Origin of the sequence: Streptomyces sp. NPDC056486 (assembly GCF_042795295.1) — a bacterium.
GTDB lineage: Bacteria > Actinomycetota > Actinomycetes > Streptomycetales > Streptomycetaceae > Streptomyces.
This window is the reverse complement of record NZ_JBHTSF010000073.1, coordinates 18,036-44,276: the sequence shown is the minus strand read 5'-3', so window position 1 is coordinate 44,276 and position 26,241 is coordinate 18,036. Positions and strand designations below refer to the sequence as shown.

Here is a 26,241-nt window from a genome sequence, read left to right as displayed (position 1 = left end):
GATTGAGGACGAACTCGGCGAAGCCGGTGATGACGGCACGCACGAGGCCTCCGCCCCCCGTCTTGACCCGCCCTTTACCAGCCCATGAGCCCCCCATCGCCCCACCGTGACGCCCCCGTAAGCACCCCCACCTGGTGAGAGGTGAATCACTGAACGGCTGGGTATCGACAAGGTAAGGCTCAGTTAAGTTAGGTCCGCCTCACCGGCATGTCGGCATCATCCGTGAACCGTCTTGGAGCCCCTATGCGCCCCGTCCGCCTCCCCGTCGCCACTGCCATCGCCGCAGCGGCAGCGCTCACCGCCGTCACGGGCTGCACCGAGAAGAGCGATGCCAAGGGCGGCGGCAACACCGTCGAGGTGACCGCGACCGACGACAAGTGCGAGGTCTCCAAGAACAAGCTTCCCGCCGGGCACGTCGAGCTCGCCATCGAGAACAAGGGCTCCAAGGTCACCGAGGTCTACCTCCTCTTCCCCGACGACCGCATCGTCAGCGAGCGCGAGAACATCGGCCCCGGCACGAAGCAGAAGCTCACCGCCGAGGTGAAGGCCGGGTCGTACGAGATCGCCTGCAAGCCCGGCATGAAGGGCGACGGCATCCGTCAGAAGGTCACCGTCAGCGGCGGCAAGACCGTCAAGCGCGACCCGCGCCTGGACAAGGCCGTCGCCGACTACCGCGCCTACGCGCAGGAGCAGGCCGACGCGACGCTGCCCAAGGTGAAGCTCTTCACCGACGCCGTCCGCAAGGGCGACATCGAGGCCGCGAAGAAGACGTACTCCACCTCCCGCATCGGCTGGGAGCGCACCGAGCCGGTCGCCGAGTCCTTCGGTGACATCGACCCGAAGGTCGACGTCCGCGAGGACGGCCTGGAGGAGGGCCAGGACCTGGAGAAGGACTGGACGGGCTGGCACCGTCTGGAGCGGGCCCTGTGGAAGGACAAGAAGATCGGTGAGCGCGAGAAGGAGCTCGCCACCCGGCTGGACAAGGACCTCAAGGACTGGCAGAAGCGCGTCGGCAAGGCGGAGATCACTCCGACCTCCATGGCCAACGGCGCCAAGGAGCTCCTCGACGAGGTCGCCACCGGAAAGGTCACCGGCGAGGAGGAGCGTTACTCGCACACCGACCTCGTCGACTTCAAGGCGAACGTCGAGGGCGCCGAGAAGGCGTACGGCCTGCTCAAGGGCGTCGCGTCGGAGAACGACCCGGCGCTCACCAAGGAGCTCGACAAGCAGTTCGCGGCCCTGGACAAGCTGCTCGGCGAGTACCGCCAGGGCGGCGGCAAGGACTCGTACACGTTCACGTCGTACGAAAAGCTCGGCAAGGCGGACACCAAGGAGCTGGCGGACGGCGTCAACGCGCTCGCGGAGCCGCTGTCGAAGCTGGCCGCCGCCGTCGCCAAGAACAAGTAGCGGCAGCAAGTAGCGGCAGGGGTACCGGAACGATGACCGAGACCACGAGCGACACCGACAGCAGCAGCGGCGGCAGCAGCGCGTCCGCGCCGGACCACGACGCCAACTCCGGCACTCCTTCACGGCGTTCGCTCCTCGGCTGGGGCGGTGCCGGGCTCGCGCTCGGTGCCGCCGTCACCGGGGGCGCCGTCGCGGTGACCCGGTCCGGGGACGAGGCCGCGCCCGCGGCCTCGGCGGGCGGCGCGGTCCCCTTCCACGGCAGGCACCAGGCAGGCATCGCGTCCGCCGTTCAGGACCGGCTGCACTTCGCCGCGTTCGACGTGAAGACGGACGACCGCGAGCAGTTCGTGCAGCTTCTGAAGGACTGGACGAAGGCCGCCGCGCGCATGACCGCCGGGCACGAGGTCGGTGAGGGCGCCTACGGCGGGCTCACCGAGGCGCCGCCGGACGACACCGGCGAGGCGCTGGGCCTCAAGCCGTCCCGGCTCACTCTCACCATCGGCTTCGGGCCAGGTCTCTTCGAGAAGTTCGGGCTCGACGACCGGCGCCCGGAGGCGCTCGTCGATCTGCCCAAGTTCCCCGGCGACAACCTCGACAGGTCCCGCAGCGGCGGCGATCTGTGCGTGCAGGCCTGCGCGGACGACCCTCAGGTCGCCGTGCACGCCATCCGCAACCTCGCCCGCATCGGCTTCGGCAAGGTCGCGGTGCGCTGGTCGCAGCTCGGCTTCGGGAAGACGTCCTCCACGACGCCGTGGGCGCAGACGCCGCGCAATCTTTTCGGCTTCAAGGACGGGACTCGCAATATCGCGGGGGAGGACGGCTCCGCGCTGGACGAGCATGTGTGGGTCGGCGAGAAGGACGGGCCCGGCTGGATGGCCGAAGGCTCGTATCTCGTCGCGCGCCGCATCCGTATGAACGTCGAGACCTGGGACCGTACGTCGCTCGGCGAGCAGGAGGACATCTTCGGGCGCGACAAGGGCAAGGGCGCCCCTGTCGGCAAGGCCAAGGAGCACGACGAGCCGTTCCTGAAGGCGATGAAGCCGGACTCGCACGTCCGGCTCGCGCACCCGGACACCAACGACGGTGCGCAGATCCTGCGCCGCGGCTACTCCTTCACGGACGGCACCGACGGCCTCGGCCGTCTCGACGCGGGGCTCTTCTTCCTCGCGTACCAGCGTGACGTCCGTACGGGTTTCATTCCGGTGCAGCGCACCCTGGCGCGCTCCGACGCGCTCAACGAGTACATCCAGCACGTGGGTTCAGCGGTCTTCGCGATCCCGCCGGGCGTCCGCGACAAGGACGACTGGTGGGGCCGGACACTGTTCAGCTGAGGGGATCTGACGGACATGTTCGGTAACTACCTGATCGGCCTGCGCGAGGGGCTCGAGGCCAGCCTCGTCGTCTGCATCCTCATCGCGTATCTGGTGAAGACGGAGCGGCGTGACGCGCTGCGGCCCATCTGGATCGGCATCGGCGTCGCGTGTGCGCTCGCGCTCGGCGTCGGCTGCGCGCTCACCTTCGGTTCGCAGGAGCTGACGTTCAAGGCGCAGGAGGCGCTCGGCGGTTCGCTGTCGATCGTCGCCGTCGCCCTGGTGACGTGGATGGTCTTCTGGATGCGGCGTACGGCCCGTCATCTCAAGGCGGAGCTGCACGGCAGGCTGGACGCGGCGCTGCAGATGGGAACGGGCGCCCTGGTCGCCACCGCGTTCCTCGCCGTGGGCCGTGAGGGCCTGGAGACCGCGCTGTTCGTGTGGGCCTCGGTGCGGGCATCGGGCGACGGCACGCCGGGGCCGCTGATCGGCGTGCTCCTCGGCCTGCTCACCGCGATCGCGCTCGGCTGGCTGTTCTACAAAGGCACGGTCCGCATCAATCTGGCCAAGTTCTTCACCTGGACCGGCGCCATGCTGGTGGTCGTGGCGGCGGGCGTCCTCGCGTACGGCGTCCATGATCTGCAGGAGGCGGAGTTCATCGGCGGCCTGCGGAACAAGGCTTTCGACATCAGCGCGACGATCCCGCCGGACAGTTGGTACGGCACGCTCCTGAAGGGCATCTTCAACTTCCAGCCGGATCCGACCGTTGTACAGGTCACGGTGTGGCTGCTGTACCTGATCCCGACGCTCGCGTTCTTCTTCGCCCCGGTAGGGTTCGGGCCCGGGAAGGGGAAGGTGAACGCAACGCATGAGCAGGCTTCCAAGGCAGCGCACTCCGATGCGGGGCGGACGGTCGCAGCGGCCGGTCCGGTACGCGATGGTGGCGTCGACGGTGACCGTACTGACGGTGACGGCGAGCGGGTGCGTGACGGTGCACGGGGAGCGGGAGGTCATCCCGTCGGCGACGAAGGCTGAGGCCGACCGCGCGCTGAACGACTTCCTCACCGCGTACAACAAGGCCGAGAAGGCGTACGACCCGGCGCTGGACGCGGCCCGGGTCACGGGGCCGCTGAGCGCCATCAACCAGGCGGGCCTGAAGGTGCGGGGCGCGCAGAGTCCGGGCGGCAATCCCAAGCAGGTGCCGCTCGAGCTGACGGACGCGAAGTTCTCGATCCCCGAGAAGGCCGGCTGGCCCCGGTGGTTCGTCGCGGACACGAAGTCCAACCGCAGGGGTGACCTGCGCTGGGTCCTCGTCTTCACCAAGGGCAGCAAGGACCAGCTGTGGGAGGCGTCCTATCTGAACCTGGTGGCCCCCGACAAGATGCCCGAGCTGAAGAAGGACAAGGACGGCTGGGCGGAGCCGGTCGAGCTGAACTCGAAGGCCCTGGCGGTGGCGCCGAAGAACCTCGGCGAGCAGTACACGACGTATCTGAAGTCGGGCGGCGACACGTTCGCGCCGGGCGACCACACGTCGCTGTGGAAGGCGGCCAGGGACAAGAACACCAAGCGCCGCGGCCTCGCCATCCAGTACATCGACGAGCCGCTGCACGACGGAGCGTTCGCGCCGGTGGGCCTGCGCACCCGGGACGGCGGCGCGATGGTCTTCTTCTCGACGCACCACTACGAGAAGCAGACCGCGGCGAAGGGCGTGAACCTCACCGTGGATCCCGAGGTGAAGCCTCTCCTGAAGGGCGACGTCAAGCAGTCGATGACGCTTGAGCGCGTCTCCAACCAGCTCGTCATCGACCCCGCGGGGTCGGGCAAGGTGTCGTTCCTGAGCCGCATCCAGGGCCTGACGGGCGCGCGGGGCGAGTAGGCGCGGCCCCGCAGCGGCCGGGCGTCAGCCCCTCAACGGCCAGGCGGCGACGTCGTGCTGGGGCTCGCCCGCGACGCGGGCGCATTCGTCGGTGAGTGTCTCCAGGAGGGTCAGCGGGTCCGGGAGCGCGTGCTCGGGGCCGCGGATCCAGCTGACGGCCAGATCGTCGGGCAGCCGCGCGGGCGGCACGAGGACGTACGAACCGCGGCAGTGCCAGCGCAGGCCGGGGTGTTCGTTCGTCGTCTCGGGGTGGCAGTCCAGCTCACAGGGCCACCACTCGTCCTCGTCCTCCGGGGTGCCACGCGTGAGCGTGAAGAAGAGCATCCGCCCCTCGTCCATGAGCCCCTCGGACTCGGCGACGGGACCCACGTCGATGCCGTCGGCGAGCAGCCTGGCGAGGGCCTCGCGCCCGGCGGCGACCGGCACGTCGAGGACGTCGTGGACCATGCCCGTCGCGGTGATGAAGTTGGCCTGCGGCTGATGCCTGGCCCAGCGCTCGATCTGCCCGCGGTCGGTCGTGGACTGCGTCTGCCAGGCGAAGGAGATGGGGTGCCTGGCGGGGGTCGGACAGCCTATGCGGTCACAGGAACATCGATACGCGGAAGGGTGCGCGGCCGGTGAGAGCGGCAGACCCGCCGCCGCCGCGGCGACAAGGAGGGCCTCGCGGTCCGCCTCCGCACCTGCCGTGTCCTCCGGTCGGGGACGTCGGCGAAGCCACTGGGAAATCCTGCTCTGCCCGCCGGAACGGCGGCCGAACTCCGCGCCCATCAATCCCCTCACCTCGCATGTGTGCCGAGAAGCATGTCCCATGGTCGCACCATCCTGCTCCTCGGGGGGCCAGAGCCCACATCCGGGGTAGCTGGGGTGATGCAAGGCGCAGGGTGACATCGCGCGTCATTGCGTACTAACCGGGGACATACGCCCCTACCGTGTTGGCCATGGTCACCAGGACTGTCCTCACCGGACTATCGGGCCTCATGAGCCTCACCACACTGACCCTCGCCGCACCCGCGGCGAACGCCGGACCCCTCGCCCCGCTCGAATGGGGTGGCGGCCCCCTGACGGTGGAGGCACTCCCCCACGTCACCTACACCGCACACCGCGGCGGCGCCCTGGAGGTGCCGGAGAACAGCATGTCCGGCCTGGTGGCGGCGTACGAGCGAGGCACGGCCCAGGTCATCGACGTCGATACGCGGATACTGCGCGACGGCACGCTGGTGGCCATGCACGACGCGACCCTGGACCGCACGACGACGTCCACGGGTCCGGTGCGCTCGCTCACCCTGCGCCAGTGGAAGAAGGTCAGGCTGCGCCCTGGCGCGGGCCTGCCGGGCAGCTGGCACTCCGAGCGGCCGCCGACGGTCGCCGAGGTCCTCGACCGCTTCGGCGGGCGGATCGTGCTGATGCTGGAGGCGAAGGATCCGCGTGGCCTGCGCTCGCTCGGCAAGCTGATCCGCGCACGGGGCCTGACCCGCTCGGTGTTCGTGAACTCCAACAAGCCGGACGTCGCCCTGCGCGCGCACCGGATGGGCCTGCTCGCGCAGGTGTGGCGCTCCAGGACGCAGATGCGCTCGGACCGGCCCGAGCAGTGGGCCGGGTTCGTCGACGTACTGGACGTGGATCACAAGGCGCGGGACATCGATCTCCTGCGCGCGGTCAACTCCGGGGTCCCCCGGGTGTGGGCGCACACGGTGACCACTCCGGGCCAGCGCGACCGGGCCCTGCGGCTCGGCTGCAACGGTGTGATCACGGACGCGCCGGGGCTGCTTGCGCGGACGCCCGCCAAGGGCGTGAAGGGCGTGGGCGCCGCAGGGCTGAGCGAGAGATGGCCGGTCGACCCCATGTGATCAGCGGGGCGCGATCCCGTGCAGGGCGTACTCGACGAGCTTGTCGCCGTACTCGTGCGTGAGCGGTCCCGTCCGCTGCAGCCAGCGCTGGGCGATCGGGCCCGTCCACAGTTCCAGGGCGATGCGGGGGTCCACCTCGGGGGCGACCTGGCCGGCCTCCTGGGCGATCCGCAGGCGCTTCACGTAGAGCTGGAGCGAGGGTTCCAGGAGCTTCTCCACGTACTCGGCGCCGATCTCGTCGTTGAGCATGCCCTCGGCGGCGAGCGCCCGGTAAGGGGCGTCGTACTTGGGGTTCTTGAGCTCGTCGATGGTGGCCCGGACGACGTATTTGAGGTCGGCCTCCAGGTCCCCGGAGTCCGGAATCTCGTACTCCAGCTCATGGCCCGCTTCGGTGCTCGCCTCCACGCTCGCCTGCGTACCGAGGTCGATGAAGGCGTCGAGCAGGACCGCCCCCTTGGAAGGCCACCAGCGGTAGATCGTCTGCTTGCCCACGCCCGCCCGGGAGGCGATGGCCTCGATCGTGAGCTTGGCGTAGCCGACCTCGGAGACGAGTTCCAGGGCGGCGTCATAGATCGCGCGGCGCGAGCGTTCGCTGCGGCGCTTGGAGTCAGGGGCGGATTTCGTGGCCATGCCGTCGAATGTAGCAGCGAACGAGCCGAGACGTACCGTCTCATTAACGCTTGACAAGACGCTCTGTCTCGCGCAAAGTACTCCAAGAAGCGAGACGAGACGTCTCGTGGGAGTCGTTGACAGCTCTCGACACGGAGGTACGCACATGACGCGAGGCGGAGCAGGAAACATGCTGGGCGTGGGCGGTACGCGCACCAACCTCTCCCGCAAGGCACTGCGCGGCGGGGGCCGGGGCGCTCAGGTCGGCGGCGGGCTCAGCCCGCAGGCGCAGAAGCGTGAGCTGCTGCGCAAGTTGCAGGAAGGCCGCTCGGCGCGCGACGAGTCATGAGGCGGGGACGTGGATGGCGTCTTAACCATCCGCGGACCCGGGTTGACCACTCGTCGAACCACCCGTTCAGATCACTGCGCGAGGGCTCCTCAGACCGCACCATGGGCACAACTGACCCGCTATGGGCAGGAACTGACCACCGCGGTACGTGAGGAGCCCTCGTTGAGTCGATTTCCTCGTCGCGCCACACCCCGGCGCTATCTGATGTGCTCACCCGCACACTTCAAGGTCACGTACTCCATCAACCCATGGATGGACCCCTCGAAACCGGTCGACGTCCCCCTGGCCATCGCCCAGTGGGAGGACCTGCGCGACCGCTACCGCTCGCTCGGCCACACCGTCGAGGAGCTCACCCCGCGTCCGGGTCTGCCGGACATGGTCTTCGCCGCGAACGGCGCGACCGTCATCGGGGGCCGCGTGCTCGGCGCGCGGTTCGCCTACCCCGAGCGCGGCCCCGAAGCCCTCGCCCACCTGGAGTGGTTCCGGGAGCACGGCTTCACGGACCTCCACGAACCCACGCACGTCAACGAAGGCGAGGGCGACTTCGCCGTCACGTCCTCGTACGTCCTGGCAGGACGCGGCTTCAGGGCCAGCCCCCTGTCGCACGGGGAGGCACAGGAGTTCTTCGGCCGCCCTGTGCTCGGGCTCGATCTCGTCGACCCCCGCTACTACCACCTCGACACGGCGCTCGCGGTGCTCAGCGACACGGGGGACGCGACGGACGACGTCATGTACTACCCGCCCGCGTTCTCGGCGGGCAGCCAGGCGGTCCTGCGACGCCTCTTCCCCGACGCGCTCATCGCCGATGAGCCGGATGCGGTGGCCCTCGGGCTCAACGCGGTCTCGGACGGCCTGCATGTGCTGCTCCCGCAGGGCGCGATCGGCCTCTTCGCACCGCTGCGGGAGCGTGGCTACGAACCCGTCGGCATGGATCTGAGCGAGCTGCTCAAGGGCGGCGGCAGCGTGAAGTGCTGCACGCAGGAGCTGCGCGGCTAGGACCCTAGGGGGTGTCCTGGTGGGGCGGCGGCCAGGCGTCGCCCCACTCCGCGTCGCGGGCCGCGCGGTACAGCGGTCCGTGGCGCTTGGTCACCGTCTCCCGGTGCAGCGTCTCGTCCGCCGCGCACAGGTCGAGCAGGACCTGGCCCTTGCGGATCTGCGGCTTGCGCACGACACGCTTCGGCGCCGTATCGGCGTCGAAGCGGACCGCCGCCACGTAGCTGAACTTCTCGTCCTCGTACGCCAACGAGCCGCCCTTGACCTTCCGGTGCAGGGACGAGCGGCTGACGCGGGCGGAGAAGTGGCACCAGTCGTCGCCGGGCACGATGGGGCAGGCGGAGCTGTGCGGGCAGGGAGCGGCGATACGGAAGCCGGCGGCGATCAGCCGGTCCCGTGCCTCGATGACGCGCAGGTAGCCGTCGGGGGTGCCGGGCTCGATGATGACGACGGCCTGAGCGGAGGCTGCCGCCGCCGCGTCCACGACCGAGCGGCGGTCGCTCTCCGTCAGCTCCCCGAGCACGTACGACACCGTGACGAGATCAGTGCTCTCGATGCTGAGCGCCGATCCGATGCGAGAGCGCTGCCACTGCGCCGCCTTCAACCACGGGTTCGCGGCGGCCAGTTCACGCCCCAGGGCGAGAGCGGGCTCGGCCCAGTCGAGAACAGTGACGGGCCGCTCCCCGTCCCAGGTCGCACTCACCGCCCAGGTCGCCGCACCGGTCCCGCCGCCGACGTCCACATGACTGCCGGGCGCCCACCCGGCGGGCGCCGCGTCGGCGAGCGCCCCGAGCGCGGAACGCACCGCCTCGAAGGTCGCGGGCATCCGGTACGCGGCATACGCGGCGACGTCCGCGCGATCACGCAGGATCGGCGCGTCGGTAGGCGTACGTCCCCGGTAGTTGGCGATCAGCCGGTCAACGGCTTGCGCGGCCTGCTTGGGCGGCAACCCGCCGACAAGCCCCGCGAGGGCACTGCGCAGGGTCTCGGCCGGGGATGCCGAAGAAATCGGGGCGTTCACCCCGTGATTCTACGGGGGCGCGGGAACGAGAGGCGTACCCCCACCGGGCCCCGTAAGGGGCGCGGGGAACTGCGCGACAAGCCCCCACCGGCCCGCGGAAGAACCACCGCACCCCAGCAGAGCGCTCACCGCACCGCCGCCCGGGCCAGCCGGGTCGCGGCCCGTGCCCGAGGCCCGCTGTCGGCAACCCCGCGCCGCGGATGCACCGTATTCGCCAGCAGAACCAGGAACGTGTCCGTCGCGGGGTCGATCACCAGCGACGTCCCCGTGAACCCCGTATGGCCCGCCGCACCGCGCCCCGCGAGATCCCCCATGAACCACGCCTGGTCGACCCCGAAGCCGAACCCCGGCGGCGTCAGCATCAGCTCCACGAAGTCGGGGCCGAGGATGCGCGCCTTGCCGTACGAGCCGCCGCAGAGCAGCGCGCGGCAGAAGACCGCGAGGTCACGGGCGGTGGAGAAGAGCCCGGCGTGGCCCGCGACGCCGCCGAGCGCCCAGGCGTTCTCGTCGTGCACCTCGCCCCGCAGCATCCCCCGGTCGGCCTTCGCCCAGGGCCTGCGCTGGTCCTCGGTGGCCGCCGCGTCGGGGCGCGGCCCGAAACCGGTGGCCGCCATGCCGAGCGGCCGGGTGATGCCCTCGCGCACGAGGACGTCGAGCGGGCGGCGCGTGAGGCGCTCCAGGACGTGCTGGAGGAGCAGCATGTTCAGGTCGGAGTAGAGGTGCTCGCCCGGCGGCCTTGACGGGGCCTCCGCACGCAGGGCGGCGAGGCGCGCCGCGTCGTCGGGGCAGTCGTAAAGGGGGAGTTCGGGCCGCAACCCCGAGGTGTGCGTGAGCAGCTGGCGCACCGTGACGCCGTGCTCGGCAGCCCCGCTGAACTCGGGGACGTACGCCGAGACCAGCGCGTCGATGCCGAGCGTGCCCCGCTCCAGCTGCTGCATCGCGGCGACCGTCGTGAACAGCTTGGTGAGCGAGGCCAGGTCGAAGGGGGTGCCGGTGCGGGTCAACACCTGCTGCGCGGGCGGCAGTTCGACGCCCACGTCCTTCTCCGGGTCGTACGCGGCGTACCGCACCGCACGGCCCACCGCCTCCTCGACGGCGATCACCGGCCCGCGTCCGGCGAGTACGACGGCGCCGGAGCACCAGGGTCTCTCGCCGCGCGTAAGGGCGCGCACCTCGCGTACGAGGTGGCCCATCTCTTCCGTGTCGAGCCCCGCGCGGTCCGGCGTCCCGGCGCGCAGCAGGCGTGGCGCGGTCAGTGGTCCGTCCCCTCCCGGTTCGGCCTGGCCGAGTGCTGCCAGGGGCGGCACAGTCCCATGAAGCAGCCGATGGCCGCCAGGGCGCAGACGAGCTGGACGACGGCCATCGGGACAGCCGTGGCCTCGCCCGCGATGCCCACGAGGGGCGACGCGATCGCGCCGATGAGGAACGAGGACGTGCCGAGCAGCGCCGACGCGGAGCCCGCGGCGTGCGGGGTGCGCATCAGGGCGAGGGCGTTGGTGTTGGGCATCGCGAGGCCCATCGCCGACATCAGGACGAAGAGCCCGGCCGCGACGGGGAACAGGCCGACGTCGCCGAAGACGCCCGACGTCATGAGGAGCAGCGCGGTCGCCGCGAGGGTGATCACGACGAGGCCGAAGGTGAGCGCCTTGTCGAGGCTGACCCGGCCGACGAGGATCTTGCCGTTGATCTGGCCGACGGCGATCAGGCCGATGGAGTTCACGCCGAAGAGCAGGCTGAAGGTCTGCGGGGACGCCCCGTAGATCTCCTGGATGACGAACGGCGAAGCGGAGATGTACGCGAAAAGCGTGGCGAACGCGAAGCCGCCCGCGATCATGTACCCGGCGAAGACGCGGTCGGCGAGGAGCGACTTCATGGTGCGCAGCGCCTCGACGGTGCCGCCGCTGTGCCGGTCCTCGGGGGCGAGCGTCTCGGGGAGACACCGCCAGACAAGCGCTGTGAGGGCGATGCCGATCACGGTGAGCACGACGAAGATGCCGTGCCAGTCGGTGAAGCGCAGGACCTGGCCGCCGATGAGGGGCGCGACCACCGGGGCGACTCCGGAGATCAGCATGAGGGTGGAGAAGAAGCGGGCCATCTCCACGCCGTCGTAGAGATCGCGTACGACGGCACGGGCGATGACTATGCCTGCGGCGCCCGCGAGGCCCTGCAACAGGCGGAAGCCGATGAGGAGTTCGACGGTGGGCGCGAACGCGCAGATCGCGGTGGCGAAGATGTAGACGAAGAGCCCGATGAGCAGCGGTCTGCGCCGCCCCCACTTGTCGCTCATCGGCCCGACGACGAGCTGCCCGAGCGCCATGCCGGTGAGGCAGGCGGTGAGGGTCAGCTGCGCGGTCGCGGCGGAGGTGTGCAGGGTGCGGGTGACCTCCGGGAGCGCCGGCAGGTACATGTCCATGGAGAGCGGCGGGACCGCGGTGAGGCCGCCCAGGGCGAGGGTGACGAGCAGGCCGGTGCGGCGCTGGGCCACGAGGGCCGGAGCGGCGGGGGCAGCGGAGGCGGGGACAGCCGGGGCGGGGCCGGGCTCCGCTGTCCGGGACTGCCGTATGAGGGGGCCTTTGGACCCACTCGTGGTGCGGCTGCCGTGCTCCGGCATGCGGATTCCCTCCCGATTAGGCGTGCGATTACCTATGCTCTCAGCTCAGCTGTGCTGGTTGAGACCATTTTCGCGGTATGGACAGGGGCCCCAGTGGTGAAAGACAACCTCGAACCCGTGCGTTGGGGCATCCTCGCGACGGGCGGGATCGCCGCGTCGTTCACGGCGAACCTCCTCGACATGCCGGACGCGGAGGTCGTCGCGGTGGCGTCGCGGACCGACGCTTCGGCGAAGGCGTTCGCCGAGCGGTTCGGGATACCGCGCGCGTACGGAGACTGGGACGCGCTCGCCGAGGACAAGAACGTCGACGTCGTGTACGTGGCGACGCCCCACGCGTCGCACCGGGCTGCGGCGGGTCTCTGCCTGGACGCGGGCCGCGCGGTGCTCTGCGAGAAGGCGTTCGCGCTGAACGCGCGCGAGGCACAGGAAATGGTGACGCTCGCCCGGCGGCGCGGCCTCTTCCTGATGGAGGCCATGTGGATGTCCTGCCATCCGCTGGTCAGGCGGCTGAAGGTGCTGGTCGACGAGGGGGCGATCGGTGAGGTGCGGACGGTGCAGGCCGACTTCGGGCTTGCGGGCCCCTTCCCTTCCTCGCACCGTCTCCGGGACCCGGCGCAGGGCGGTGGTGCGCTGCTCGATCTCGGGGTGTACCCGGTGTCGTTCGCGCACCTGCTGCTCGGGGAGCCTTCGGAGGTGACCGCGAGAGCAACGCTCTCGGATGAGGGCGTTGATCTCCAGACAGGGATGCTGCTCTCGTGGGAGAGCGGTGCTCACGCTTTGTTGCACTGCTCCATCAACGCGGGCACCCCGGTCGGCGCCTCCGTCACCGGTTCGCGGGGCCGCATCGACGTACCGGACGGTTTCTTCTTCCCGGAACGCTTCGTCCTGCACCGTGACGGCCGTGAGCCCGAGGAGTTCACCGCCGCCCCCGAGGACGGCCCCCGCGACAGCCTCAAGCACGAGGCCGCCGAGGTCATGCACCGCCTGCGCGCGGGCGACACCGAGTCCCCCCTCGTCCCCCTGGACAGCACCCTCGCGGTGATGCGGACCCTGGACGCGGTGCGGGAACGGATCGGGGTGCGCTACCCGGGCGAGTGAGCGCACCCCCGCGGCCCCGCATCCCGGTATCCCCGCGGGGTTACGCGGGCTTCAGGCCCGGGTTCCCCGCCTCCGTCACGAAGGAAGCCGCCGTCGTGATCGCCGCCCCCGGCGTCGTCACCGCCGACACCGTCTTGAAGTCGGCGCGCGCGGACTCCAGGCCCAGGTCCACGGTCACATATCCACGGCGCCCGTTGTAGAACTTCATGTGCGGGTTGGCCTTGGTGTAGGTGTCCCAGGTCGGAAGCTTCTCGGCGCCGTCCTTGCCGCTCGCGACGGACGTGGCGACGAGCTCCGTGCCGACCGTCTTGGACGCCTGGTCGTCGAAGTCGGCCTTGATGTCGTAGGCGTACCCGACGTGCACGTCGCCCGTGAGCACCATCAGGTTCTCGATCCCGGCCGACTTCGCGCCCGCGAGAACGCGGTCGCGGGAGGCCGGGTAGCCGTCCCAGGCATCCATGCTGACCTTCGCCACCGCGTTGAGGTCGAGCTTCCGCTGCGAGAAGTTGACCTGCTGCGGCACGACGTTCCACAGCGCCTTGGAGCTGCGCCAGCCGTCGATGAGCCAGCGCTCCTGGGTAGCCCCTGTGATGGTGCGCCTGGGGTCCGTGGACTCCGGTCCCGGCACGTCGACGCCGTCGCCGTATGCCTGGTCGGAGCGGTACTGCCGGGTGTCCAGGATGTCGAACTGCGCGAGCCGACCCCACCGCAAACGGCGGTAGAGCTGCAGGTCAGGCCCCACGGGCTGCTGTGGCCTTCGCAGCGGCAGGTTCTCCCAGTACGCGCGGTAGGCGGCGGCTCGGCGCACGAGGAACTCGGCGGGCGGGTTGCCGTTCTCGTCGAGGTCGTCCGCGTAGTTGTTCTCGGTTTCGTGGTCGTCCCAGGTGACGACGAAGGGGTGCGCGGCGTGCGCGGCGCGCAGATCGGGATCGGTCTTGTAGAGGGCGTACCGCAGGCGGTAGTCCTCAAGCGTCTGCGTCTCGCGGTTGAAGACGGCGGGCAGCGTGCGGTCGGTGTAGTTGCGGGCGCCGCCGGCCGAGTTGACCGCGTACTCGTAGAGGTAGTCGCCGAGGTGGAAGACGACGTCGACGTCGTCCTGCGCCAGGTGTTTGTACGCGGTGAAATAGCCGTCGTGGTACGCCTGGCAGGACACCGCGGCGAGCTTCAGGGAGCTCACCTTGCTGCCGGACGCGGGCGCGGTGCGGGTCCGGCCCGTCTCGCTGATCCACTTCCCCGTCTTGAACCGGAAGTAATAGGTCCGCCCCGCGCCCAGGGAGCCCACCTCGACGTGCAGCGTGTGGTTGAACTCGGGGTGGGCGATCTCGTAGCCGCGTCTGACGACACGCTGGAAACGGGCGTCGCGGGCGAGCTCCCACTCGACGGCGACGCGCTGGTTCGGCAGACCGTTGCCCGGTTCGTACGGGGACGGGGCGAGGCGGGTCCAGAGCAGGACCGAGTCGGGCTGCGGGTCGCCGGACGCGATGCCGAGCGTGAACGGATCGTCGGCGATCTTCCGCGCGTCCATCTCGGCGGCGCTCGCCGCGCCCGCGGTCGGCAGGTTGGTGGCGAAGGCGAGCGCGGCTGCGGCGCCGGTGACGGTGAGGAAGCGCCGGCGGCCCACGTGGCCGGCGGCGGCTCGGAGCTCTGCTGTGTCCTGCTGGCCTGCTGGTGTCATGTGGCCCTCCCCTGACGATTGGTGTCTTCTGCATGCAAGTGGTGGGGGAAGACGCGCGACTGTCGCGTACACAACACCTGCATGGCGGACGGATGATGTCCGCATGGACGCCCCTCCCGTACGCTGCGGGGCCATGAACGCAGAGCTAACTGGGCATCCGACCGAGCAACCAAGGACCGCCGTGGTGACCGGCGCGGGCTCCGGAATCGGCAGATCCGTGGCGGTGGAGCTGCTGCGGGCCGGATGGTCCGTGGCGCTCGCGGGGCGCCGCACGGAGACACTGGAGGAGACGGCGGCGATCGCCGCGGGGGTGTCGGAGGGCGCCGCGGTGCGGCCCGTGCCGCACGCCGAGGGATCCACCGAGGTGAACGCCCCGGCCAGGACCGACGCGCTGTGCGTACGCACCGACGTCTCGCGGCCCGAGGACGTGGCCGCGCTCTTCGCCGCCGTGCACGACCGCTACGGCCGTCTCGACCTCCTCTTCAACAACGCCGGTACGTTCGGGCCCGGCGGTGTCCCGGTCGACGAGCTGGAGTACGACGCGTGGAGGCACGTCGTCGACACGAACCTGCACGGGGCGTTCCTGTGCGCGCAGGCGGCCTTCCGGCAGATGAAGGGGCAGGACCCGCAGGGCGGCCGGATCATCAACAACGGCTCCATCTCCGCGCACGTCCCGCGCCCGCACTCCATCGCGTACACGGCGACGAAGCACGCGCTGACCGGCCTGACGAAGTCGCTCTCCCTGGACGGCCGTCCCTACCGGATCGCCTGTGGCCAGATCGACATCGGCAACGCGGCGACCGACATGACCGAGCGGATGCGGGACGGAATCCTGCAGGCCAACGGCGAGTTGGCGCCCGAGCCCGTGATGGACGTGTCGGACGTGGCGCGGACGGTGCGCCATATGGCGGAGCTGCCGCTCGAGGCGAACGTGCAGTTCGCGACGGTGCTCGCGACGAACATGCCGTTCGTCGGGCGGGGTTAGGCGCCACCGGCGTCCGCCGCACTTTTGTGGCCGACCGTGACCCCACCCTCACGGTCGGCCTATATCTTCACAAACGGAATAGCAAGAACCGCGCCAATTACGCGCATCGCACCCCGTATGCTCAGCGTGCCCTCCACGAGAACTCCACATTCAGAGCACACACGGAGCACACCTTGCGCATACGTTCCGCCGTCCCGGCCGTTCTCGCCGCCGCCGCGCTTTCGGCCTCACTGCTCGCCGCGTCCCCCGCGACCGCGGCCACGGCCGCGCGCCACCAGGGCGGGCTGCACCTCGGGTACATCCAGTTCGACAGCCCGGGCCGGGACACCCGCTCCAACTCCTCGCTGAACGCGGAGTGGGTGAACATCCACAACAACTCCGGCTCGGCGGTCCAGCTCAAGGGCTACAAGCTGAAGGACAACACCGGCTACACGTACACCTTCGGCAGCTACAAGATCGGCGCCGGCAAGACCGTCAAGGTCCGCACGGGCAAGGGCACCAACGCGTCCGGCGTCCGCTACTGGGGCCGCGGCTCGTACGTCTGGAACAACACCAGCGACAAGGCCCGCCTCATCAAGCCGAGCGGTTCGCTCAAGGACTCCTGCTCCTGGACGAACAGCAACCCCGGCTACAAGAACTGCCACTGACGGCACCTGACTGCCGCTACCGACTGCAACTGACTTCTGCGGTCGGCCACTTGCCACTGTGAATGGGGAGGGGTGCAGGGCAGCCGCTCCGTGACGGCCGGTCGGGGGCCCGCGCTGGGAGGCGGCGGGGATGACCGGGGCCACGGAACGGTTGCCCTGCGACAGGCACTGGTGCCGAACGGACTGCTCCCGGCTACTCCCGGCTACTCCCGGTCCGTCCCACGCACCTCACGCAGGATGCGCTCGACCTCCGCCAACTCCCCTGCGGTCAAAGCCCCGTACTCCATCGCCCCCACGTTCTCCTCGACCTGCGCCACGGTCCGGAAGCCCGGCACCGGTACCGCCATCGGGCTCCGTGCCCAGAGCCAGGCGAGCGCCCCCTGCGTGAGACTCCGTCCGCCGCCGGTCAGCACGGACCGCACGGCGTCCACCCGCCCCAGCCACTCGGGATCGGCGCCCCCACCCGTGCCGAAGCCAGGCAGCCAGGCGGGCGGTGCACTGCGGATGTCCCCGGCCTCCGGCACCCGCCCGGCGCTGAACTTCCCGGTGAGCAGCCCCATCGCCAACGGACTCCGCAGCACGCTCGCCAGGCCGAGCTCCTCGCAGAGGGCCAGCATCTCCGGCGCGTCCTGCAGCACATTGCAGCGATGCTGCACCGCCGCGCAGTTCGGCCCCTCGGCGAAGATCGCCGCCCGTGCCGGATCGTCCGTACTCCACCCGTACGCCCGGACGAGCCCCTCCCGCACGAACTCTTCGCAGGTGTCGCGGAGTTGCGCGGCTCGCTCCGGGTCCGCGTCACCGAGGTGCAGCTGGTAGAGGTCGACGTGGTCCGTGCCGAGCCGCTTCAGCGAAGCGGTCAGCGCACGGCGCGCGTACGCGACCGAGTCGTCCGCGCCTCCGACCGCTGTCCGCTTCTCCTCGTCGAAGAGGTGCCCCCACTTCGTGGCGATGACGACGTCGTCACGCCGCGCGCCGAGAGCACGCCCCAGGACACGTTCGCTGTGCCCGGTCCCGTAGTTGTCCGAGGTGTCGAAGAAGTTCACGCCGAGATCCACGGCCCGCCGGATCGCCCGCACCGACTCCTCGTCGTCGACCGCACCCCAGCCGAACGGTTGCCCGTCGGGCCCCGACCACTCGCCGCCGATGGCCCAGCAGCCAAGACCGAGCGCGCTGACCTCGATGCCGCTGCGCCCCAATGTCCTACGTGTCGTCTCCATGCCCACGGACGCTAGGAGTTGAAGCGCACGCGAAGGCAAGCCCTCGCGCGAAACACGTCACTCGGTACTGCTCCAGAACCCGGTACTGCTTCGGGACCCGGTGCTGCTTACTGCTTCAGGCCTGGCCCGTCTCGAACCGGGAGACCTTCCCGCCGTCGACGGTGAACTGCCACCTCGTCCGCATCTCTCCCCACGTGTCGTTGCGGAACGTGACGATCAGCGCCCGCCCGCCGTCCGACTCGTTCTCCACGTCCATGTGGCCGTGCGAGGAGAAGATCTCGCGGTCGGTCCAGTCGGCGATGTTCCGGTCGGAACCGTCGTCGGACATGGCCGCGTCGGGCGTGAGGACCTCCTGGAAGGCGGCCTGGTCGTGGGAGTTAACGGCAGTGACGAAGGCCCGGACCGTCGGGTCGGAGAGCCGGTTTACCTGAATGCTCATGCGCCCACGGTCACATCGGCCGCCCCGCACCGCCACCGGACGGGGTCACCCGTACGGCCGATTGAGCCAGGTGCGCGGCGAGGCTCTGACGGACGGTGGGGTGACGAGCACCGACACACACGCACTCACCCGTCCCCACTCACCGTCCCCGCACCCCTCACCCCGTACCCCTCGCCCCTCACTCCAGGAGACAGCGCCATGACCAGTTCCTGCTTCGACCGACGCGACCTGGGCCTTCTCCTGCTCCGCGTCACCACCGGCGGAGTCCTCGCCGCCCACGGCGCCCAGAAGCTCTTCGGCTGGTTCGGCGGCCACGGTATTGAAGGCACCGGTGCCTTCATGGAGTCCATCGGCTTCGCGCCCGGCAAGGCGAACGCCGTCATCGCCGGGCTCGCCGAGGCGGGCGGCGGCACGCTGCTCGCACTCGGCCTCGCGACCCCCGCCGCCGGTTCCGCGGCGGCGGGAGCCATGGCAGGGGCGACCGCGGTACATGCCCCCAACGGTTTCTTCAGCCAGGGCGGCGGCTACGAGTACCCGGCGTTCCTCGGCACCGTCGCCGCCGCCCTCGCCGTCACGGGCCCCGGCGCCTACTCCGTCGACAGCGCGCTCGGCCACTCCTTCAACCGCAACTGGATGGTGCCGGCGGCTCTGGCGGGCACGGCCGTCGGGGCGCTCGTGTCGGTGGGCTCACGGGCGAGGAACGTACGCGAACAGCAGAGCCAGGCAGGCCAGGAAGAGGCCTGACCGCCCCCTCACGGCGTACGTGATTGCCTGCACCCCATGATTGTCTGGATCAACGGAAGTTTCGGCGCGGGCAAGACGACCACGTCCAAGGCACTGGTCGGCCTGATCCCCGGATCGCGCGTCTTCGACACCGAAGAGGTCGGCCACATGCTGTACCACGTCCTCGGCCCGCTCCAGGAGGGGGGCAACTTCCAGCACTGGCCGCCGTGGCGGAGCCTCGTCGTCGAGACGGCGCGGCAGCTGCTCGCGTACACGGGCGGAACGCTGGTCATTCCGCAGACGGTCCTGGTCGAGGAGTACTGGGCGGAGTTGAGCGAGGGCCTCGGCCAACTCGGCGTACCCGTACGGCATTTCGTACTGCACACCGACGCACAGACCCTCACCCGGCGCATCGAGGCGGACACCCCGGCGATCGTCCGCTGGCGCCTGGACCACGTGGCCGTGTATCAGGCCGCCCTGCCCTGGCTGCGGCACGCGGCCGAGGTGATCGACACGACGGACACGCCGCCGGACGAGGTAGCACGGCTCATCGCGGCGAAAGTCGCTGTCACCGGTTCGAGTTGACGGGATAGCGTCCTCATCCATGACCGAGACCACCGCCCCGGACGCCCCGGACCTGCCGCCCCGCCTCGCCGGCCTCACCTTCCACGGCCCGCTTTCGGAGGCGCGGGCCGCACGCCTCGTCGAGCGCGTCGCGCCGGGCACCGGCTCCGGCTCCGTCCTCGATATCGGCTGCGGCTGGGGCGAGTTGCTGCTCCGTGTCCTCGATGCCGCCCCGGACGCCACCGGCGTGGGTGTCGACCTGTCGGCCGAGGACCTGGCCAGGGGCCGCGCCGCCGCCAAGGAGCGCGGCTTGGCCGAGCGGGTCTCGTTCGTCGAGGAGTCGGCGACGGACACCACCCTCGGCCCCGCCGACCTCGTCCTGTGTCTTGGCTCCAGCCACGCGCTCAGCTCCGCCGAGCCGCCCGGCCACACCGACGCGGCCCTGCGCGCGCTGCGCCGCCTGGTCAGCCCCGGCGGCCGCGTCGTACTGGGCGAGGGCTTCTGGCAGCGCACCCCCACCCCCGCCGAACTCGCCGGGATGTGGCCGGATGCCCACGCCGGCGAGCATCTCTTCCTGGGCGACCTCGTGGACGCGGCGATCGCCGCCGGGTTCCGCCCCCTGCGGGTGGAGACGGCGAGCACGCAGGAGTGGGAGGAGTTCGAGTCCGGCTACCGCACGGACGTGGAGGAGTGGCTCGCCACGCACCCCGACCACCCGCTGGCCGCCGAGACCCGCGAGAAGACGGACCGCCAGCGCAACACCTGGCTGCGGGGCTATCGCGAGGTGCTCGGACTGGCCTATCTGACCTTGATGCCGGTGGCCTGAGGACGGCCATCGGACTCGGCGGGCACGGCCGCCCCGGTGTCGAACCACGCCTGGGCCAGCGCGTCGAGGGTCGGCTCCGGTGGGGCGGGCAGCTCCCGCAGATACCAGGGGAGGTTGCTGTAGACGTGGAGCAGGGTGTGGGCGAGAAGTTCACGGGGGTCGAAGGTGCGGCCGTAGGCCCGCGTGAAGCGGCCCAGGAGACCCGGCTCCGCGCGCGTGACGAAGAGCCCGACGCCCACGAAGTCGTACGCCCTGTCCCCGATCATGGCGGGCTCGAAGTCGAAGAGCCCCGTGAGCCCGAGCCGACCGTCGGCGGCGGGGCCGACCAGCAGGTGTTGGCGCATGAACTCGGTGTGCAAGAGAGTGCGCGGCGCGTCGGCGCACAGCGGCGCCGCGTCCAGGAAATCGGGGATCTGCTCCACCCAGCTCTCCGGCAGCCCGCACTTACGCTGCCGCGCGACGGCCCCGGCACGCTGCCTGCCGAGGAAGTCTCCCCAGTCGCCGGGCCCGAGCACATCGTCGAGCGGCCCGGGGTCCACGGCGTGCAGCGCGGCGAGCGCCTCACCGGCCTCGGTGACCAGGCGCTCCCGGTCGGCGCGCGGGATGCGCGGCCAGGCGGCGGCGAGGTCATCGCCGGGCAGCCGGGACATCAGCACGTAGCGCCAGCCGTTCTCGTACGCCCCTGCCGCGTGCACCCGAGGTGTGGGGACGGGCAGCCGCCCCTGAAGATGGCTCAACACCCGCTCCTCCACGATGCCGTCGTCGGCGGCGGCACCGGGAAAGAGCTTCAGTACGAGGTCGTCCCCGACGGCGTAGACGGGCTGCGTCCCCTCCGTGAAACGGTCGAGCGGCACTCCCGCGAGGCCGAGCCGGTCGCAGAGGTCCTCGGCCCCGGGCCGCATGACGGCCTCGTCGGGGACGACTGCGTCCCATTGCTCGTCGGTGTCCACGGTGGGCAGCATGATCGGCACGGTAGGGGGAGGGCGGGGCGACGGCAACGTAATTCGGGGTCACCACCCGTGGGGATACCGACCGAAGTCTGCCGCCCATCGACTTTCGGCCGCTCCCCCACGGCCCGCGCCCGCCTAGCGTCGAGGACATGACCAGCGAAGAGAGCCTCGGCCCCGTCCCGCTGCGCAAGGACCGGACGACGACAGTGCTCGGATACCCGCGCGCGGACCTGCTGACCCTGCTCATCGGCATGCCGGTCCTCGGCCTGCTGATCGGCCTCGCCCTGCCGCCGCTCGCCCGATGGCTGAGTCACTCGCCGGTGCTGCCCTGGCGGGACGGCATCACGTTCGTCGGGTCGCTGGACAAGCCGTGGCAGACAGGTGTCGTGGTGGGCGTCGCTCTGGTGGCCGGGGCGATCCTGGCCGTCACGGACATCGACGAGGCGTTGAAGCTGAAGCTCACCGACGGGGAACTGGAGACCGAGAAGGACAGCGTGACGCGCACGGTCCGGCGCGACCGCGTCTCGGCGGTGTTCCTGGACGGCAAGGACCTGGTGGTCCTGGACGAGACATCACGTGAGGTGACGCGCGGCGCGCACAAGGCGTCAGCGGCGACCCTGGCCGAGGCGTTCCGCTCGCACGGCTACCCCTGGCGGGACGCCGACCCGTACGCGTCCCTCTTCCGCCGCTGGATCCCCGGCGCTCCCGGCCTGCCCACCGAGGCCCACGCGGTCCTCGCGGCACGGAAAGTGGCGCTGAAGAGCGATGCCGGGGAGGACGTCCGGGACCTCGGCGAGGCGTTGCAGGATCTGGGGTACGTCGTACGGGACGAGGGCAAGAAGCAGCACTGGCGCCCGCTGGCAGCGGAGGCGGGCGAGAGGGGCGGCGCCGCCCAGGACTGAGCGCCGCCGCCCCTCGAAGGACTTGCCGTCGCCGTCAGAAGACGAACGGCCCGGGCGCCTGTGCCGACGTGGCGTTGCAGGTCACGCTGATCCCGAAGACCACGACCTGCAGCGACTTGCCCTCCAGGCTGTCGCCGGTGGCGACGGTCCCGTTGAGCGGCCCTGTGGACACCTCGCCGCCCGCGGGGATGGCCGGGTTGGAGTTGCCGGTGAAGGTCGTCGTGCCCGAGCCGTTCTTGGTGAGCGTGAGCGTCGAGGCGACCGAGTTCGCGGCGATGTCGATGGGGGCGGTGATCGCCGACGTGGAGACACTGATGGTCGCGGCAGTCCCGTCCTGGGTGGCCTTGAGCGTCGCGGAACCCGAGCCCCACGTACCGCAGTCGAACGAGATGGTCGCGGTGTCCGGGGTCACCGCGGTGGCGGCGGGCGCCATCACCATCGCGCCCAGGGCAACCAGACCGACGCCCAACGCCGACCCGGCACCGAGTCTGCCGAAGCCGAGTCTGCCGACACCGAATCTGCCCGGCCTGCCGATTGAGTAACTGCCATGCCTCATGAGGACCTGCCTTCAGGTGGGGGGAATGCGGGGGGGAATAGCACCAGGACCTGACGGCCAGTCAGCACCCCGGACCGCTGCTCATTGAGGCATGGGCCCCTTGAGGTGGCAAGGCACGCTCCCATGATTCTTGACATGCTACGGCCAATTTCAGCCGCGCCTACGAGCCCCTCCCCGACACCCCCAGGTGCCCCCGTACACCCCCGCGGGCGCGCACGAATACGCCCCACCGCCACGCACCACCACGCCCCGCCCCGCCCCGCCCCCATGACTCACCGCCACGCCCCGCCCCTCCCCGCCCCGATCACACGGGTGCAAAATGGCGATCATGACCCTGACTCCGACCCCGACCTCGCCCCAGACCTACCAGCCGGTCCTGGACCGCATCGCGGCCGAGATCGAGAGGACGCCGGGGCGCGGCAGGCCCGCCGACTACATCCCGGCGCTCGCCGCCTGCGATCCCCGCCGGTTCGGCATGGCCGTCGCGGAGACGGACGGCAGGGTGTACGGGGTGGGCGACTGGCGCCAGCCCTTCTCCGCGCAGTCCATCACCAAGGTCTTCACCCTCGCGCTCGACCTGGCACGCGAGGGCGACGCCCTGTGGGAACACGTGGGCCGCGAGCCGTCCGGCAACCCCTTCAACTCGCTCGTGCAGCTGGAGTACGAGAGCGGCATCCCCCGCAATCCCTTCATCAACGCGGGCGCACTGGTCGTCACCGACCGCCTCCAGACCCAGACGGGCGACGCGGCGAGCACCCTCCTCGACTTCCTCCGCGCGGAGAGCGGCAACGACCGGCTCGCCATCAACGAAGCCGTCGCCGCGTCCGAGGCCGCCCATGGGGACCGCAACGCCGCGCTCGGCCACTTCATGGCGGCCTACGGGAACATCGGCAACCCGGTCCCGGTCCTCCTCGACCAGTACTTCCGCCAGTGCTCCGTCGAGGCCTCCTGCGCCGACCTGGCCCTGGCCACCGGCTTCCTGGCCCGCCACGGCATCCGCACCGACGGCACCCGCCTGCTCAGCCGCAGCCAGGCCAAGCAGGTCAACGCGATCATGCTCACCTGCGGAACGTACGACGCGGCGGGCGATTTCGCCTACCGCGTGGGCCTACCGGGCAAGAGCGGCGTAGGCGGCGGCATCATCGCCGTCGTCCCCGGCCACTGCACAATCTGCGTCTGGAGCCCGGGCCTGGACGAACGGGGCAACTCGGTTTCGGGGGTCGCGGCACTCGACCGGTTCACGACACTGACGGGGCTTTCGGTTTTCTGACGCGGGCCGGACGCCGCCAGAGCGCCGATGCCGGACAGCTGATGCAGTAGCTCGAACCGTCACTCTGTCGCCGCAGGTCAGAGACCCGGCGGAGAGTGTGGGGCAGACGAGTCGGGCTGTACGCCGGGTTCTGTCGCCCGGTCGCCTCGCGGCGGCCGGGGAGACGGCCATCCATCTAGGGCCCGCATTGCTACGGGCCTCCTGCGGTCTACCCGCGGACTCGGGCGGGCAGCCCTCGATCATCCGCGCAGGGTCCTGTTTCCAGGGCCCCTCTTGACCTTGCTCCAGGTGGGGTTTACCTAGCCGCCTGAGTCACCTCAGGCGCTGGTGGTCTCTTACACCACCGTTTCACCCTTACCGGAGGCCGAAGCCTCCGGCGGTCTGTTTTCTGTGGCACTGTCCCGCGGGTCACCCCGGGTGGCCGTTAGCCACCACCTTGCCCTGTGGAGCCCGGACGTTCCTCGGGAAGAGCCCCTGGTGAGGGGAGCTTCACGCGGCCGTCCGCCCGGCTCGTCTGCCGTGTCGACCATGCTACCCGCCGTGTGCCGGAGCTCCGGCCCGCGGACGCCCCCGATGCCCCCGACGCCCCCGTCGCCAGGAACGAACCCGCCAGGATGAGCGTGAAGGCCGCCGCCATGCCCGCCGTGAGGGGTTCGGAGAGGAACGCGACGCCTGCCGCCACCGCCACCGCCGGGTTCACGTAGGTGAAGACGACCGCCCGGGTCGGGCCCGCCTCACGGATGAGTTCGAGGAAGGCCACGAAAGCCAGGGCCGTGCAGATGACGCCGAGTCCCACGAGGGAGGCCAGCGTGGCGGGGCCCGGCACCGTCGTCGGCCAGGTCGCCGCCGCCGGGATGGCGTAGACGAGCGCCGCCAGGGTCAGGCACGGGGCGATCAGTTGGAGTGTGGGGACCGCCTTGAGGTGGCGGGCCACGATCAGGGGGGCCGTCGCGTAGCCGAGCGCCGTGAGCAGGACCTCCGTGAGCGACCAGGCGTCGCCGCCCGTGAGGTGCGGGAGGGTCAGGACTGTCACTCCGCCCAGGCCCAGACCCAGCCCCGCCAGGCGGCGTGCGCCGAGGCGCTCCGTGTCGCCGAAGAAGCGGGCCAGGACGGCGCCGATGATCGGGACGGCGGCGATCAGCAGGCCCGCCGTGGAGCTGGAGAGGCGGCGCTCGGCGTCCGTCAGGGTCCACCAGGGGCCCAGGATCTCGATGCAGGCGAAGGCGAGCATCGGCTTCCAGTGGGTGCGCAGGACGCCGGACAGGCCCCCTTGCCGCAGGGCGAACGGGAGTAGCAGCGCGGCGCCGAGCGCACAGCGGGTGAAGACCACCATCGACGGTGAGAGGTCTTCGACCGCCACCTTGATCATCAGGTACGGAATGCCCCAGAGGACGCCCATGAGGGAGAAGAGGAACCAGCCGCGTGCAGTCATGCGGGCAGTTTCAGGGTGTTGTGCGTCCGCCGTCTTGAACGCTGTTGCGGCTGCTCTGAACGCTGGTGCGATACGCCGCCGGGGTCACCCCCAGAACCCGGCGGAACCAGCGTGTCAGGTGCGCCTGGTCTGCGAAGCCCACCATGGATGCCGTCTCCGCCGGTCGCAGCCCCGCCTCCAGGAGCGCGCGGGCCCGTGTCACGCGGTGCTGGGCCAGCCAGGCATAGGGCGGCATCCCCGTCGACGTACGGAAGGCGCGCAGGAGTTGGTAGCGGGAGAGGCCCAGGGGCGCCGCCAGTTCGGCGAGGGAGGGCGGGGCCAGGAGCTCGTCCGCCAGACGGTCGCGTACGGCGCGGGCGATGTGGTCGGCGCCGGGGATCGTGTCGCACAGGAGCCGGGCCGTGCCGTGTCTGCGGGCCAGGGCGGTGAGCAGCCAGGGGAGGCGTGACTCGGTCTCAAGGGGGTCGGCGGCGTGGGCGCTCAGTTCGGTGTGTGCCGTGCGCAGCGCCGCGGCCAGTTCCGGGTCGTGCAGGACCGGGTCGCCGAAGTGCGGTGCGGTCACGATGCCCTCGGCGAGGAGGTGCGGGGCCGGGTACATCGCCCGGTACGCGTAACCGCCCTGGTGGTGGCCGGGGCCTCCTGTGTGCACTTCGCCCGGAGCGAGTACGACGATGGTTCCCGGGCCCACGTCGAGGCGGCCGCCCCGGTAGTCGATGACCTCGGAGCCGCCGACGCAGACGCCGACGGTGAACTCCTCGTGGTAGTGCGGGGCGTAGCGGTGCCGGTCGAAGCGGGCGGTGAGGAGGTCGAGGGGCGGCGCGCACGGTTCGAGGCGGGCGCGGGTCCAGACCGCGTGCTCGCGGCCGCCGCCGGGCACTGCTTCGTGCACCGCGCCGGGCACTGCTTCGTGCGCTGTCCCACCGTTCATGCCGCT

Annotated in this window: 27 protein-coding genes, 1 other RNA gene and 1 pseudogene; 16 read left to right on the top strand and 13 right to left on the bottom strand. The window is 70.7% G+C overall.

What is annotated here, in order from left to right; all coding sequences use genetic code 11:
• Positions 1-243 precede the first annotated feature (243 nt).
• The 4 genes from efeO to ACFQ7F_RS26185 are packed head-to-tail and all read left to right on the top strand — an operon-like array spanning position 244 to position 4,593.
• On the top strand, positions 244-1,407 hold the full coding sequence (gene efeO / locus ACFQ7F_RS26200) for an iron uptake system protein EfeO (RefSeq protein WP_383274709.1): 1,164 nt from the start codon (positions 244-246) through the stop codon (positions 1,405-1,407).
• Between the two features lie 32 nt (positions 1,408-1,439).
• Positions 1,440-2,738, top strand: coding sequence for an iron uptake transporter deferrochelatase/peroxidase subunit (gene efeB, locus ACFQ7F_RS26195; RefSeq protein ID WP_383274706.1), 1,299 nt, complete (start codon positions 1,440-1,442; stop codon positions 2,736-2,738).
• Positions 2,739-2,753: 15 nt separating this feature from the next.
• Entirely contained in the window at positions 2,754-3,752 is a 999-nt protein-coding gene (gene efeU, locus ACFQ7F_RS26190; protein ID WP_383274703.1) for an iron uptake transporter permease EfeU, read from the top strand.
• Positions 3,655-4,593: a hypothetical protein gene (locus tag ACFQ7F_RS26185; protein WP_383274729.1), complete on the top strand. Its 939-nt coding sequence runs from the start codon at positions 3,655-3,657 to the stop codon at positions 4,591-4,593. The genes efeU and ACFQ7F_RS26185 overlap by 98 nt, the downstream gene beginning before the upstream one ends.
• A gap of 24 nt (positions 4,594-4,617) precedes the next feature.
• Here the strand turns inward: ACFQ7F_RS26185 and ACFQ7F_RS26180 are convergent, their stop codons facing one another.
• Complete coding sequence (locus ACFQ7F_RS26180) at positions 4,618-5,361, bottom strand: bifunctional DNA primase/polymerase (protein ID WP_383274700.1); 744 nt, start codon at positions 5,359-5,361, stop codon at positions 4,618-4,620.
• 209 nt (positions 5,362-5,570) lie between these two features.
• Between ACFQ7F_RS26180 and ACFQ7F_RS26175 the strand changes: the two genes are divergently transcribed.
• Positions 5,571-6,440, top strand: a complete 870-nt coding sequence (locus ACFQ7F_RS26175; RefSeq protein WP_383274697.1) for a glycerophosphodiester phosphodiesterase — start codon at positions 5,571-5,573, stop codon at positions 6,438-6,440.
• Here ACFQ7F_RS26175 and ACFQ7F_RS26170 read toward each other — a convergent pair whose 3' ends face one another.
• The gene (locus tag ACFQ7F_RS26170; RefSeq protein ID WP_383274694.1) at positions 6,441-7,070 is read right to left on the bottom strand and encodes a TetR/AcrR family transcriptional regulator; all 630 of its coding nucleotides are present in this window, start codon (positions 7,068-7,070) and stop codon (positions 6,441-6,443) included. It abuts the gene before it with no gap.
• A 145-nt stretch (positions 7,071-7,215) separates the two neighbouring features.
• Here ACFQ7F_RS26170 and ACFQ7F_RS26165 point away from each other — a divergent pair, with 145 nt between their 5' ends.
• Together ACFQ7F_RS26165 and ddaH are read left to right on the top strand one after the other, a co-directional pair.
• Positions 7,216-7,398: a DUF6243 family protein gene (locus ACFQ7F_RS26165; RefSeq protein WP_383274691.1), complete on the top strand. Its 183-nt coding sequence runs from the start codon at positions 7,216-7,218 to the stop codon at positions 7,396-7,398.
• A gap of 162 nt (positions 7,399-7,560) precedes the next feature.
• Positions 7,561-8,394, top strand: coding sequence for a dimethylargininase (gene ddaH, locus ACFQ7F_RS26160; RefSeq protein WP_383274688.1), 834 nt, complete (start codon positions 7,561-7,563; stop codon positions 8,392-8,394).
• A 4-nt stretch (positions 8,395-8,398) separates the two neighbouring features.
• On the opposite strand, the gene ACFQ7F_RS26155 is transcribed toward ddaH, so the two are convergent.
• From ACFQ7F_RS26155 to ACFQ7F_RS26145, 3 genes are all read right to left on the bottom strand, one after another.
• Positions 8,399-9,412, bottom strand: coding sequence for a small ribosomal subunit Rsm22 family protein (locus ACFQ7F_RS26155; RefSeq protein WP_383274685.1), 1,014 nt, complete (start codon positions 9,410-9,412; stop codon positions 8,399-8,401).
• Positions 9,413-9,537: 125 nt separating this feature from the next.
• Positions 9,538-10,605, bottom strand: coding sequence for a serine hydrolase domain-containing protein (locus ACFQ7F_RS26150; RefSeq protein WP_383274726.1), 1,068 nt, complete (start codon positions 10,603-10,605; stop codon positions 9,538-9,540).
• Between the two features lie 59 nt (positions 10,606-10,664).
• On the bottom strand, positions 10,665-12,023 hold the full coding sequence (locus ACFQ7F_RS26145) for a Bcr/CflA family multidrug efflux MFS transporter (protein ID WP_383274682.1): 1,359 nt from the start codon (positions 12,021-12,023) through the stop codon (positions 10,665-10,667).
• A 93-nt stretch (positions 12,024-12,116) separates the two neighbouring features.
• Between ACFQ7F_RS26145 and ACFQ7F_RS26140 the strand changes: the two genes are divergently transcribed.
• On the top strand, positions 12,117-13,121 hold the full coding sequence (locus ACFQ7F_RS26140) for a Gfo/Idh/MocA family protein (protein ID WP_383274680.1): 1,005 nt from the start codon (positions 12,117-12,119) through the stop codon (positions 13,119-13,121).
• 40 nt (positions 13,122-13,161) lie between these two features.
• Here the strand turns inward: ACFQ7F_RS26140 and ACFQ7F_RS26135 are convergent, their stop codons facing one another.
• Positions 13,162-14,796: an alkaline phosphatase D family protein gene (locus ACFQ7F_RS26135; RefSeq protein WP_383274677.1), complete on the bottom strand. Its 1,635-nt coding sequence runs from the start codon at positions 14,794-14,796 to the stop codon at positions 13,162-13,164.
• A gap of 133 nt (positions 14,797-14,929) precedes the next feature.
• Between ACFQ7F_RS26135 and ACFQ7F_RS26130 the strand changes: the two genes are divergently transcribed.
• Positions 14,930-15,781: an SDR family oxidoreductase gene (locus ACFQ7F_RS26130; protein ID WP_383274674.1), complete on the top strand. Its 852-nt coding sequence runs from the start codon at positions 14,930-14,932 to the stop codon at positions 15,779-15,781.
• A 173-nt stretch (positions 15,782-15,954) separates the two neighbouring features.
• Entirely contained in the window at positions 15,955-16,428 is a 474-nt protein-coding gene (locus ACFQ7F_RS26125) for a lamin tail domain-containing protein (protein WP_383274671.1), read from the top strand.
• A 203-nt stretch (positions 16,429-16,631) separates the two neighbouring features.
• Here ACFQ7F_RS26125 and ACFQ7F_RS26120 read toward each other — a convergent pair whose 3' ends face one another.
• Together ACFQ7F_RS26120 and ACFQ7F_RS26115 are read right to left on the bottom strand one after the other, a co-directional pair.
• Positions 16,632-17,645 carry an aldo/keto reductase gene (locus ACFQ7F_RS26120; RefSeq protein WP_383274668.1) on the bottom strand — a complete coding sequence of 338 codons (1,014 nt, stop codon included), beginning with the start codon at positions 17,643-17,645 and terminating at the stop codon, positions 16,632-16,634.
• A 115-nt stretch (positions 17,646-17,760) separates the two neighbouring features.
• Positions 17,761-18,084: a nuclear transport factor 2 family protein gene (locus ACFQ7F_RS26115; RefSeq protein ID WP_383274665.1), complete on the bottom strand. Its 324-nt coding sequence runs from the start codon at positions 18,082-18,084 to the stop codon at positions 17,761-17,763.
• Positions 18,085-18,282: 198 nt separating this feature from the next.
• On the opposite strand from ACFQ7F_RS26115, the gene ACFQ7F_RS26110 reads away from it, so the two are divergent.
• From ACFQ7F_RS26110 to ACFQ7F_RS26100, 3 genes are read left to right on the top strand one after another with little or no spacing between them, the layout of a single operon-like run.
• Positions 18,283-18,828 carry a DoxX family protein gene (locus tag ACFQ7F_RS26110; RefSeq protein WP_383274662.1) on the top strand — a complete coding sequence of 182 codons (546 nt, stop codon included), beginning with the start codon at positions 18,283-18,285 and terminating at the stop codon, positions 18,826-18,828.
• Positions 18,829-18,864: 36 nt separating this feature from the next.
• Complete coding sequence (locus ACFQ7F_RS26105; RefSeq protein WP_383274659.1) at positions 18,865-19,392, top strand: AAA family ATPase; 528 nt, start codon at positions 18,865-18,867, stop codon at positions 19,390-19,392.
• Positions 19,393-19,411: 19 nt separating this feature from the next.
• Positions 19,412-20,197 (top strand): SAM-dependent methyltransferase, encoded by a 786-nt coding sequence (locus ACFQ7F_RS26100; protein ID WP_383274656.1) that lies wholly within the window; start codon positions 19,412-19,414, stop codon positions 20,195-20,197.
• Here ACFQ7F_RS26100 and ACFQ7F_RS26095 read toward each other — a convergent pair.
• Entirely contained in the window at positions 20,170-21,159 is a 990-nt protein-coding gene (locus ACFQ7F_RS26095; protein WP_383274653.1) for a phosphotransferase family protein, read from the bottom strand. The genes ACFQ7F_RS26100 and ACFQ7F_RS26095 overlap by 28 nt on opposite strands.
• A 137-nt stretch (positions 21,160-21,296) precedes the next feature.
• Between ACFQ7F_RS26095 and ACFQ7F_RS26090 the strand changes: the two genes are divergently transcribed.
• Positions 21,297-22,049, top strand: coding sequence for a hypothetical protein (locus ACFQ7F_RS26090; RefSeq protein ID WP_383274650.1), 753 nt, complete (start codon positions 21,297-21,299; stop codon positions 22,047-22,049).
• A 34-nt stretch (positions 22,050-22,083) separates the two neighbouring features.
• Here ACFQ7F_RS26090 and ACFQ7F_RS26085 read toward each other — a convergent pair whose 3' ends face one another.
• Positions 22,084-22,488 carry a hypothetical protein gene (locus ACFQ7F_RS26085; RefSeq protein ID WP_383274723.1) on the bottom strand — a complete coding sequence of 135 codons (405 nt, stop codon included), beginning with the start codon at positions 22,486-22,488 and terminating at the stop codon, positions 22,084-22,086.
• 445 nt (positions 22,489-22,933) lie between these two features.
• Here ACFQ7F_RS26085 and ACFQ7F_RS26080 point away from each other — a divergent pair, with 445 nt between their 5' ends.
• Complete coding sequence (locus tag ACFQ7F_RS26080) at positions 22,934-23,875, top strand: glutaminase (RefSeq protein WP_383274647.1); 942 nt, start codon at positions 22,934-22,936, stop codon at positions 23,873-23,875.
• A 103-nt stretch (positions 23,876-23,978) separates the two neighbouring features.
• Here ACFQ7F_RS26080 and rnpB read toward each other — a convergent pair.
• Positions 23,979-24,388, bottom strand: an RNA gene (gene rnpB / locus ACFQ7F_RS26075) — RNase P RNA component class A.
• Between the two features lie 29 nt (positions 24,389-24,417).
• Here rnpB and ACFQ7F_RS26070 point away from each other — a divergent pair.
• Complete coding sequence (locus tag ACFQ7F_RS26070; protein WP_383274644.1) at positions 24,418-24,579, top strand: hypothetical protein; 162 nt, start codon at positions 24,418-24,420, stop codon at positions 24,577-24,579.
• Here ACFQ7F_RS26070 and ACFQ7F_RS26065 read toward each other — a convergent pair.
• Positions 24,528-25,244: pseudogene (locus tag ACFQ7F_RS26065) on the bottom strand (DMT family transporter); the annotation flags it as partial. The gene ACFQ7F_RS26070 and the pseudogene ACFQ7F_RS26065 sit on opposite strands and share 52 nt — an antisense overlap.
• A gap of 73 nt (positions 25,245-25,317) precedes the next feature.
• Complete coding sequence (locus tag ACFQ7F_RS26060) at positions 25,318-26,235, bottom strand: helix-turn-helix domain-containing protein (protein ID WP_383274641.1); 918 nt, start codon at positions 26,233-26,235, stop codon at positions 25,318-25,320.
• Positions 26,236-26,241 lie beyond the last annotated feature (6 nt).

What these genes read in the sequence shown, in the direction of transcription:
- efeO (WP_383274709.1), top strand. Translation starts at nt 244, where the DNA reads ATGCGCCCCGTCCGCCTCCCCGTCGCCACTGCCATCGCCGCAGCGGCA.
- efeB (WP_383274706.1), top strand. Translation starts at nt 1,440, where the DNA reads ATGACCGAGACCACGAGCGACACCGACAGCAGCAGCGGCGGCAGCAGC.
- efeU (WP_383274703.1), top strand. Translation starts at nt 2,754, where the DNA reads ATGTTCGGTAACTACCTGATCGGCCTGCGCGAGGGGCTCGAGGCCAGC.
- ACFQ7F_RS26185 (WP_383274729.1), top strand. Translation starts at nt 3,655, where the DNA reads ATGGTGGCGTCGACGGTGACCGTACTGACGGTGACGGCGAGCGGGTGC.
- ACFQ7F_RS26180 (WP_383274700.1), bottom strand. Translation starts at nt 5,361, where the DNA reads ATGGGCGCGGAGTTCGGCCGCCGTTCCGGCGGGCAGAGCAGGATTTCC.
- ACFQ7F_RS26175 (WP_383274697.1), top strand. Translation starts at nt 5,571, where the DNA reads ATGAGCCTCACCACACTGACCCTCGCCGCACCCGCGGCGAACGCCGGA.
- ACFQ7F_RS26170 (WP_383274694.1), bottom strand. Translation starts at nt 7,070, where the DNA reads ATGGCCACGAAATCCGCCCCTGACTCCAAGCGCCGCAGCGAACGCTCG.
- ACFQ7F_RS26165 (WP_383274691.1), top strand. Translation starts at nt 7,216, where the DNA reads ATGACGCGAGGCGGAGCAGGAAACATGCTGGGCGTGGGCGGTACGCGC.
- ACFQ7F_RS26150 (WP_383274726.1), bottom strand. Translation starts at nt 10,605, where the DNA reads ATGGGCCACCTCGTACGCGAGGTGCGCGCCCTTACGCGCGGCGAGAGA.
- ACFQ7F_RS26145 (WP_383274682.1), bottom strand. Translation starts at nt 12,023, where the DNA reads ATGCCGGAGCACGGCAGCCGCACCACGAGTGGGTCCAAAGGCCCCCTC.
- ACFQ7F_RS26135 (WP_383274677.1), bottom strand. Translation starts at nt 14,796, where the DNA reads ATGACACCAGCAGGCCAGCAGGACACAGCAGAGCTCCGAGCCGCCGCC.
- ACFQ7F_RS26130 (WP_383274674.1), top strand. Translation starts at nt 14,930, where the DNA reads ATGAACGCAGAGCTAACTGGGCATCCGACCGAGCAACCAAGGACCGCC.
- ACFQ7F_RS26120 (WP_383274668.1), bottom strand. Translation starts at nt 17,645, where the DNA reads ATGGAGACGACACGTAGGACATTGGGGCGCAGCGGCATCGAGGTCAGC.
- ACFQ7F_RS26115 (WP_383274665.1), bottom strand. Translation starts at nt 18,084, where the DNA reads ATGAGCATTCAGGTAAACCGGCTCTCCGACCCGACGGTCCGGGCCTTC.
- ACFQ7F_RS26110 (WP_383274662.1), top strand. Translation starts at nt 18,283, where the DNA reads ATGACCAGTTCCTGCTTCGACCGACGCGACCTGGGCCTTCTCCTGCTC.
- ACFQ7F_RS26105 (WP_383274659.1), top strand. Translation starts at nt 18,865, where the DNA reads ATGATTGTCTGGATCAACGGAAGTTTCGGCGCGGGCAAGACGACCACG.
- ACFQ7F_RS26100 (WP_383274656.1), top strand. Translation starts at nt 19,412, where the DNA reads ATGACCGAGACCACCGCCCCGGACGCCCCGGACCTGCCGCCCCGCCTC.
- ACFQ7F_RS26095 (WP_383274653.1), bottom strand. Translation starts at nt 21,159, where the DNA reads ATGCTGCCCACCGTGGACACCGACGAGCAATGGGACGCAGTCGTCCCC.
- ACFQ7F_RS26090 (WP_383274650.1), top strand. Translation starts at nt 21,297, where the DNA reads ATGACCAGCGAAGAGAGCCTCGGCCCCGTCCCGCTGCGCAAGGACCGG.
- ACFQ7F_RS26085 (WP_383274723.1), bottom strand. Translation starts at nt 22,488, where the DNA reads ATGGTGATGGCGCCCGCCGCCACCGCGGTGACCCCGGACACCGCGACC.
- ACFQ7F_RS26080 (WP_383274647.1), top strand. Translation starts at nt 22,934, where the DNA reads ATGACCCTGACTCCGACCCCGACCTCGCCCCAGACCTACCAGCCGGTC.
- ACFQ7F_RS26060 (WP_383274641.1), bottom strand. Translation starts at nt 26,235, where the DNA reads ATGAACGGTGGGACAGCGCACGAAGCAGTGCCCGGCGCGGTGCACGAA.